Genomic DNA, 6,718 nt, shown 5'->3' with positions numbered 1-6,718 from the left:
GCCAGACCAATAGAAATCTAGTAGACTGCATTTATTCAAGCATCAATATTTTTAGACTTAAAGTGAAAATTTATATACCACTTTTTTATTCTGAAAAAGTAAAAAGACCAGATAAAAAATATTTCTTAAACAACATTATTGGAGAAGATTTTCTGATTATTTTGTTGTCTTTTGCCTATTCTAGTTCCCATCCTTTTTTAAGCGCACTTGGTTTGTTTTTATTACAAATGTCATTCTGGTGCATTTACGAACTAGGATATATCGAGAACGACCTAGTGGGGGAGAAATTTGAAGATAAGGCAATCCTTTCCTATACTTATAAGTCTGGCGAAATATCCTTTGGATTTTGGCAACCTTGGTTGTGGTCTTTGGGTTTGTCTACTTTGGGCATTTTGACTCTAGCCCAAGAGCAATTGGCAGCAAAACTACCTCTCAATTTTTTAGCCCATCAATATAGTATCGACTTATCATGGGTTTCTCGCGAATTAACCTATTGGATGTTTTTTTTAGTGGCTTTAAGAGTCTTATTTTATATTTACAATTATATTAATAAACAAAGTAGAGTTTGGCTTTATTTTTTGCTCCAAGCTTTTCGTTATTGCGGCTTTTTAATCTTATTATCTGCTAACATGGCTGGTTTGATTTTGCTATTGAGCAGTATTTTAGTTCGCTCTATTCAGTATACATTATATCGCTATTTAGGCGGGAAAAGTGGTAGCTGGCCAATGGATTTTCCCCGCTATTTTTTCTGTCTTCTAATTTATCTGATAATTTTAGGGGCGATCTCTGCCAATGCTCGCGATGTTACTGTTATTTTGAATCCCCAAGTATTATTGATCTCTGCTTTTTGCTTATTACGAGGATGCAAGCATTTTTATCGAGTTTGCTCTCAATTCCTGCCTGTCAGTGAAGACGGTTCGAGTCAAATATCTTAACTTCCAAAAAACAAATTAGTCTGCTAAAGTTGGGAAAAGGGAAAAGCGATTGTTACAGAAAGGCGAGCGCATTTTAACCATATTCAAACAATCTATTAAGCCAATTAATAAAAACTTCCACTTTAGGACTATTGTAAGATAAAGCTTTCGCTGTAATTGCTTGTCCCATAGGCATACCTGGTTTTTTCTGCCAAGCTAGCCAAGTATAGATAAAAGCTTTTTGATGATGGGTTAAAGAATAAGGATTAAGTTGTTCTGTTTCAATCTCTTGTAGAATTGCTTCAACCTTTTCTTGCAATTTATCTTCTACAGGAATTAAATATTTGACAAAATCTTCTAACATCCCTGGTAGTTGATTATTAGGCATCAACCACACGCCAATCTTAGGCTTTTCCAATTGAAGATCGATCCAGCCATCTTTAACAGGTGCTTTAGGAATATTTTGATAGCCAAATTCTTGAAGTTTACTAATTACTGATTGCCATCTTGCGATCGCATCAAAATCCGCATCGACTACTATTCCCAAAGTTTGCAAATTTTCTTCTTTTAATTTTATTGGCAAACTGGCTAACAATTCTTCAATGCCTTGAGTTTCTTGTTGGCGATCGTCATACGCTACAATCTCTACCGAAAAAGTTTCAGGTACTTGGTATTTTTGACATAATGCCCAGATAACATGGCGATCGTTTTTTCCTTCTACTAGCAATTGTTGAGGTTTTGCTTTCGGTTTTCTAGCTTTAGGCATTAACGAACCTCAATACTATTGCGTACTGCAATATCTAGATCTTCCGCATTATATTCAACTGCTCGAATATTGCCATATTTATTATCCAAACGAAATAACTTACCAATCGATTTATCTTCCACTTGCGATAATGCTTCTTGAAAAGCAGCAATACAATCCCAACTATGAGTAGTAGCAAATACCTGTACGTTTAATTCTTTAGCAGTTTCCAAAATCAAACGCCACATATCCGTTTGTGCTTCATAATGTAATCCTGTTTCTATTTCATCTACCAACAAAACGCCATTTTCTGCTGTTACTATGGTTAAGCTTAACAAGAGAAAACGATACATTCCATCACCCATACTACTCAAGGGAACAGGTTTATCTTTGTTCTTGACTTTGAATCTAACGCTTGAATGAAATTCATCATAATAAAAACCAATTCTAATTATTGTTGGGTCTATTAGTTGCAATTGCTTGACAACTTTCTCTTCTTTCTCTGTTAAATATATTTTCTCCCATATCTCTTTTAACCGTGAGATATTTTTTCGAGGATTAGATATAAAATAAACAAGTTCATCTTTTTGTTTTAATTTAGATGCTTTAAATATAATTTTATTATCTTCATCTAATTTATATGTATATTCTTCTGTTAAATGAGGAGTATTAACATTATTTTTTTCAACTTTTAGATCTCCCGTGTTAAATCGCTTTGTTTTAGCAATTTTTGTAAAGATTTTGATTGAGCTTTTATTGTTTTTCTTGCAAGCTTTTCCTTCTATAGATATTAGTTTGTGTATATTCTCATGAAATAAATCATCTATAGATTCCAATATAATAATTTGAGATTTGTTATAAACAGATGAAGGAATATATTTGGCTTCTTGTCGCATTAGCATTATATTAATTAATGAAGCATATGCATTAGAATTAGATAGTAAATATAAAGTTTCCAATAAACTAGTCTTACCACTATTATTATTTCCCACAAAAAGATTAACTCGTTCCAAACCATCAATATGGAAATCTTCAAAGCAACGATAGTTTTGAACGGTGAGATCGTGCAACATAGTTACCTCAGTTGGGAAATAGACTAAGTATTAGTTATTTTAGATTGTAGCCAGGATTTATCGATCGCCGTATTGTAGTTTGAATAATGTGTCGCTCGATCTTAAATCAATTCTATTAAAAAGAGCGATCGCTTGTATCGCTCTATACTTTTATTTTTACGGCATTGTCAGTTGTCTAAACCAAGGAATTACGTAACTTAGCCGAAATCGTATCGATAATTGTAGTTGCCAGAATCAGAATGATTAAAATCGCGCAGACTTTACCGTAGTCGAAAGACTGAAAACTTTGATAGAGAGATACCCCAATACCTCCCGCACCGACAATACCTAACACAGAAGCCGAACGCACATTAGATTCAAAACGATATAAAGCAAAAGAAGTCCAGAGGGGAATTACTTGAGGAATAATGCCGTAAATAATCTCTTGAATCTTACTCGCACCCGTTGCCCTGACTCCTTCTACCTGCCCAGGTTCGATCGCCTCTACTGCTTCAGAAAACAGCTTACCCAAAGCCCCAGTAGTATGGACAAATAGTGCCATTACCCCCGCAAAAGGTCCTAAACCGACTGCTACCACAAATACTAAGGCAAAGACTATTTCATTAATTGCTCGCATTGCATCGAGTATTCTTCTAGTAGGTTGGACTACCCAAACAGGACAGACGTTTTCGGAAGCTAAAACTGATAGGGGAATTGCCACAATTGAAGCTAACAACGTTCCCCAAATACCCATCGAGACAGTAATTAAAGTATCTTCTAAATAGGTTTTCCAGAAAGAAAAGTCGGGAGGAAAATAGGACTTGGTATATTCCACCATGTTTCCCCCCCGTTGCAACAGTAGAGGAAAATTTAGTTCGCTTTGAATAAAAGAGAAAATTAAAATAACAATAGTTGCAATCAAAAAAACAACCCTGCCAGTCGTTACTGTTTTCTTTTCTTTGGCTAGCATTTCCAATACAGAATCGGACATTCCGTTATTGATATTTAGGTTGTTTGTCTGAAGTTCGGAGTTCATTTTGATTAATAACAAATTTAATTGACAATTGATAATGGACAATTAACAATTACAAATCGTTGTCAATTATCCATTGTCCATTGTCTATTTACTTAATTGCTTCCAATTGTTTGTTTAATTCGGCGATTTGCTTATCTTTATCCTCTTGGGAGATATCATCGTTAGCTTGAATTGCTAGTATTTTTTCGCCGATATCTAGTTCGCGAATGGGATTCCAAACATTATCGGTAGCAGGATCGAACCCAGCCCATTCTAAGGGTTCTAATACAGCAGGATCTTTGTAGTTATAAAAGAAGTTTTTGACTTTAGCTTTAAGATCTTCGGGTAAATCAGCACGCCAAGCGACAGGATCGCTGGGAATTAATACTGATGTCCAGACTACTTCAATATTTTCTCTAGCTTGAGGATTGGTTTTTTCTAAACGACTTAAAGATTCGCTATTGTTGGTAGCTACATCTACTTGACTGTTTGCTATGGCTAAAGCAGTTGCCTCGTGATTGCCTGAAAATACCAAGCGTCTGAAAGCTTCTTTGGGATTAACGCTATTTTGAGCGAAGACGTAGTAGCTGGGAACTAAATAGCCAGAAGTGGAATTAGTCTCGTTAAAGGCAAAGGTCAGATCGGGGGCATTCTGAATGACAAACTTATCTCCTCCAAGCTGTTTGGCTTCTTCTAGCTTCGGGTGATTTTTGTTCATAATTAAATGAGAAAAATAGCCCTTAGTACCGTCAGAATTAACAGTTTGAGCGAATACCTCGGCATCGGCAATTTTATTAGCTTCAATGTAAGATTTTCCCCCATACCAAGCTAGTTGCACTTGTCCGAAACGCATTGCTTCGATTACTCCTGCATATTGGGTAGCATAGAAAGCTTTGACGGGCATACCAATCTCTTCCGACATGGCTGCAATAAAAGGTTCCCAAATTGGCTTTTGGTTTGCCTGAGATTCGGTAGAAATAATCCCAAAATTAAGCTCTTTAAGATCTTGCGCTTGGGCAGAATTGGATAGTAATTTAGTGGCTGCCAGAGAACCAGCAAATACTGAAGCAGTTTTAATAAAAGAACGTCTTTTCATCAGATTAGAAAAATAATTATCAATAAAAATTAGTAGTTTCTAGTTTTCACTTTGGTTAACAGATCCTTAGAGTTATCGAATTCGCCGTGTCCTTGTAGAACTAACTCTTCGACTGCCGAACCATAAATATCGGTCAGCTTGCGATCGTTTAATGCTTCTACCGCACCATCAAACATGACTCTGCCATCCCGCAGGGCAACCGCACGGGGGAAATAGCGTCTGACCATTTGTACTTGGTGGAGAGAAGTAACTACGGTGATGCCTTCTTGATTTAACTCACAAAGCAATTCCATCACCTTGCGGGCAGACTCTGGATCTAAAGAAGCAATTGGTTCGTCTGCCAAGATAATTTTTGCCCCCTGTACCAAACAACGAGCGATCGCAACTCTCTGTTGTTGTCCGCCAGAAAGATTAGAAGCCCGCTGATATGCCCTTTCGAGGATACCGACTCGTTCTAATGCGGCTAACGCCCTGGCTTTTTCGGGTTGGGAAAACTGATGGAAAAGCGATCGCGACAGGGATACCCGCGATAAGTTACCGATTAAGACATTATCTAAGGCACTCAAGCGATCGACTAAATTAAACTGTTGAAAGATAAACCCGATCTGACTCCGCAAACGGCGAATATGAGAATGGTACTTACCATCACTTTGCAAAGGACTATCAAAGATTTTTACTACCCCACCATCTCCTAAATGCAAACCGTTAAGATTGCGCAATAAAGTGGATTTACCCGAACCAGACGCGCCAACCAAAGCTAGCATCTCTCCTTCGGTGGCAGAAAAACTTACCTTGTCTAAAGCTAAATTGTCTTTAAAACTCTTAGTTAAATCTTTAACCTCTATCGCCTTAATATTAGCCAACCTTTAACACCAGAAACTACATCAACTTAATAGTTTCTAGGATTTTGATTAAGACAACAGTAGGCTCGATTTATCCCTTGGTTAAGAGTTGAAGGAATACAGCATTTCTCTAATTAATAAGGTACACACAATTAACAATCGACAAAAATCGAGGTCTTGTCGGTAATGCATTAACATGAGAATCGCAACACACCTCAAGAGAAATTTTTAAAATACTATTTATTTAAACTAAACTTAAACTTATGCTTTAAGTCAAGAAATAAAAACATTAATCGTCTTTTTTTGATAACTATGCGGCTAATCTTATATAGCAAACCAGGATGTCATCTTTGCGAAGGATTGCAAGAAAAATTAGATTTGGTTAGTAATATCGAATTCCAATTAGAAATACGAAATATCAATACTCGCGAAGATTGGTTTGCTGCCTATCAATATGAAATTCCCGTTTTGTGTCAACAATTACCCGATCGCGAAAAGCCTTTGCCCCGACTATCTCCTAGAGCCTCTGTCGCTAAATTAGAACAAATGTTACAGAATAATTTAATAATTGCAAGCTAAAAAATGTTCAAAATATAGTAGAGTTCATTCCCCTACCTGAAATAGATATTATGATGAAGCTGCGCGAACTATTAGCCAAAGTAGACCTTCCTCAACCAGAACATTCCGCTTTAGAAATGGAAGTCAATCGAGTCTGTACTAATTCTCATGGCTGCCAACCAGGAGACTTATTTATCGGAATGCCAGGAACGAGAGTTGATGGCGGGGAATTCTGGCAAAGTGCCGTAGGACAAGGGGCGATCGCAGCAGTGGTGACTCCTCAAGCAGCGGAAAAACATCCTCCTTCCCCAGAAGCTTGCGTCATTCAAGCAGAAGATATGACTGCTATGTGTAGCGCGATCGCAGCAGCGTTTCACGATTATCCCGCTAATAAACTAGGGATGGTGGGAGTTACGGGGACAAATGGCAAGACTACTACCAGTCATTTAATTGAATATTTCTTACTCCAGGCTCAAAACCCTACAGCTTTGTTTGG

General features: G+C 37.1%; 7 protein-coding genes and 1 pseudogene. 3 read left to right on the top strand and 5 right to left on the bottom strand.

Annotated features, from left to right (window positions below; all coding sequences use genetic code 11):
- Nucleotides 1–935: pseudogene (locus AC33VI_RS03870) on the top strand (haloacid dehalogenase-like hydrolase); the annotation flags it as partial.
- 73 nt (nt 936–1,008) lie between these two features.
- Here the strand turns inward: AC33VI_RS03870 and AC33VI_RS03865 are convergent.
- From AC33VI_RS03865 to phnC, 5 genes are all read right to left on the bottom strand, one after another.
- Nucleotides 1,009–1,680 carry a DUF3226 domain-containing protein gene (locus tag AC33VI_RS03865; RefSeq protein WP_491780954.1) on the bottom strand — a complete coding sequence of 224 codons (672 nt, stop codon included), beginning with the start codon at nt 1,678–1,680 and terminating at the stop codon, nt 1,009–1,011.
- Entirely contained in the window at nt 1,680–2,732 is a 1,053-nt protein-coding gene (locus AC33VI_RS03860; RefSeq protein WP_491780953.1) for an AAA family ATPase, read from the bottom strand. Before AC33VI_RS03860 ends, AC33VI_RS03865 begins: the two co-directional genes overlap by 1 nt.
- A gap of 175 nt (nt 2,733–2,907) precedes the next feature.
- Nucleotides 2,908–3,747, bottom strand: a complete 840-nt coding sequence (phnE, locus tag AC33VI_RS03855) for a phosphonate ABC transporter, permease protein PhnE (RefSeq protein ID WP_491780952.1) — start codon at nt 3,745–3,747, stop codon at nt 2,908–2,910.
- 88 nt (nt 3,748–3,835) lie between these two features.
- Entirely contained in the window at nt 3,836–4,822 is a 987-nt protein-coding gene (phnD, locus tag AC33VI_RS03850; protein WP_491780951.1) for a phosphonate ABC transporter substrate-binding protein, read from the bottom strand.
- A gap of 29 nt (nt 4,823–4,851) precedes the next feature.
- A complete protein-coding gene (gene phnC, locus AC33VI_RS03845; RefSeq protein WP_491780950.1) occupies nt 4,852–5,685 on the bottom strand; it encodes a phosphonate ABC transporter ATP-binding protein in 834 nt (277 codons plus the stop codon).
- A gap of 291 nt (nt 5,686–5,976) precedes the next feature.
- On the opposite strand from phnC, the gene AC33VI_RS03840 reads away from it, so the two are divergent.
- Together AC33VI_RS03840 and AC33VI_RS03835 are read left to right on the top strand one after the other, a co-directional pair.
- The gene (locus tag AC33VI_RS03840; protein WP_491780949.1) at nt 5,977–6,243 is read left to right on the top strand and encodes a glutaredoxin family protein; all 267 of its coding nucleotides are present in this window, start codon (nt 5,977–5,979) and stop codon (nt 6,241–6,243) included.
- Nucleotides 6,244–6,296: 53 nt separating this feature from the next.
- Nucleotides 6,297–6,718: Mur ligase domain-containing protein (locus AC33VI_RS03835; RefSeq protein WP_491780948.1), on the top strand; the 422-nt coding region annotated here is incomplete at its 3' end.

The organism is Waterburya sp., from assembly GCF_058530065.1.
The sequence above is the reverse complement of the archived record's forward strand: the minus strand, read 5'-3'. Positions and strand labels throughout refer to the sequence as shown.

Excerpts from the sequence above, each read along its gene's own strand:
- AC33VI_RS03840 (WP_491780949.1), top strand. The coding sequence starts at position 5,977 with ATGCGGCTAATCTTATATAGCAAACCAGGATGTCATCTTTGCGAAGGA.
- AC33VI_RS03865 (WP_491780954.1), bottom strand. The coding sequence starts at position 1,680 with ATGCCTAAAGCTAGAAAACCGAAAGCAAAACCTCAACAATTGCTAGTA.
- phnE (WP_491780952.1), bottom strand. The coding sequence starts at position 3,747 with ATGAACTCCGAACTTCAGACAAACAACCTAAATATCAATAACGGAATG.
- AC33VI_RS03860 (WP_491780953.1), bottom strand. The coding sequence starts at position 2,732 with ATGTTGCACGATCTCACCGTTCAAAACTATCGTTGCTTTGAAGATTTC.
- phnD (WP_491780951.1), bottom strand. The coding sequence starts at position 4,822 with ATGAAAAGACGTTCTTTTATTAAAACTGCTTCAGTATTTGCTGGTTCT.